The organism is Stenotrophomonas sp. GQ19 (genome assembly GCF_059758695.1).
Window position 1 is genome coordinate 1 of record NZ_JCAXES010000019.1, and the last position, 1437, is coordinate 1437.

At 57.5% G+C, this 1437-nt stretch carries 1 protein-coding gene; it reads right to left on the bottom strand.

Annotated elements, in window-relative coordinates; genetic code table 11:
- Positions 1-43: 43 nt before the first annotated feature.
- Positions 44-1389, bottom strand: a protein-coding gene (locus AC6CHL_RS20745) for an IS3 family transposase (RefSeq protein WP_425598280.1) whose coding sequence is annotated in 2 segments (ribosomal slippage) — positions 44-936 and positions 936-1389 — 1347 coding nt in all. Because the reading frame shifts where the segments join, the coding sequence is not laid out codon by codon here.
- Positions 1390-1437: the final 48 nt, after the last annotated feature.

A 1437-nucleotide genomic window follows, 5' to 3' on the forward strand; every position in this document is an offset into this window, starting at 1 on the left:
AGCCACGCCATTGAACTGACCCCACAAAGTTGGACAGTGGGATCTAGGTACCGAAGGCTTGGATCCGGAATTGAACCGGGCTCTGGCCATTCAGTTTGAGCTTGATGCGCTGGTGATTGTAGTACCGGATGTAGTGGTCCAGTCCGCGTTTGAGCTGGTCAATGCTGGTGAAGCGCTTGAGATGGAAGAATTCCGATTTCAGGGTGCCAAAGAAGCTCTCCATGGCGGCATTGTCCAGGCAATTGCCCTTGCGCGACATGCTCTGCGTGACGGCCTGTTTTTTCAGCAGGTGCTGGTATGTCCGGTGCTGGTACTGCCAACCCTGATCTGAGTGAAGAAGTGGCTTTTCACCGGACTTCAGTCGCAAGAAGGCCTTGCCGAGCATGGCTGTGACCATATCCAGCAATGGGCGTGTGTTTGTCTGGTAGGCCACGATTTCGCCGTTGTACAAGTCCATGATCGGCGACAGATAGAGCTTTTTCCCGCCCACCCTGAACTCCGTGACGTCGGTAACCCACTTTTGATTAGGACGTGAAGCATGAAATTCGCGTTGAAGGGTGTTCGGGGCAACCGCGCCCACCGCGCCGCGGTATGAGGTGTACTTTTTCACCCGCACCACCGATTTGAGGCCCATCAACCCCATCAGACGTTGGACGACCTTGCGATTGATCAGCTCGCCGGCCTGGCGCAGTTCATCGGCAATGCGTCGGTAGCCATATAGGCCTTCATGGCGACGGTAGATTGCCTTGATGCGGCGCTTCAACCCGGCCTGATGGTCAGGCCGGGAGATGGCCTGAGTCTGGTAATAGAACGTGCTGCGAGATAGCGCTGCCGCTTTGAGCAAAAGCGACAGTCGGTGATGCTGCCTCAATCCTTGGACGGCTTGCGCTGTAATGCGCGCTTGGCCGCCTGCTCTTCCTGGATCAAGGCATCGAGTTTTTTTAGGAAGGCATTCTCCGCGCGCAGATACTCCACCTCCTTGAGCAGCTGATCGTGCGTGAGATCCTTGGCAGGCTGGGAGGTCGCGGGCTTTTTTCTCATTCGGAATCGATCACGAGTGGGCGTCAGTGCGCCGATACCACCCGAATCATACTGCCGCTGCCAACGGGGGATGACGCCGGGTCCAGCAATCCCGAAGATTGCCATGGCCTGACGTACCGAAAGGCCATCACGGCTCATCCGCGCCAGAACCGACACCTTGAACTGGTCGGTGTAGCGCCCAGCATCGATCAGGAAGCTGTCCTGTCCATGGTGGCGGTAAGCAGCGATCCACCGATGGACCATTGATGGATCCAGCCCATGCCGCGCGGCTACAGCCCTCACCGGGAGGGTGCCTGCGGCACCCTCCCGGGCGACCTTGAGTTTGAAACACCTGTCGTACTTCGTCATGAACACCCCGGCTATTGAATGGGTGTCCAACTTCCGGGGGTCAGTTCA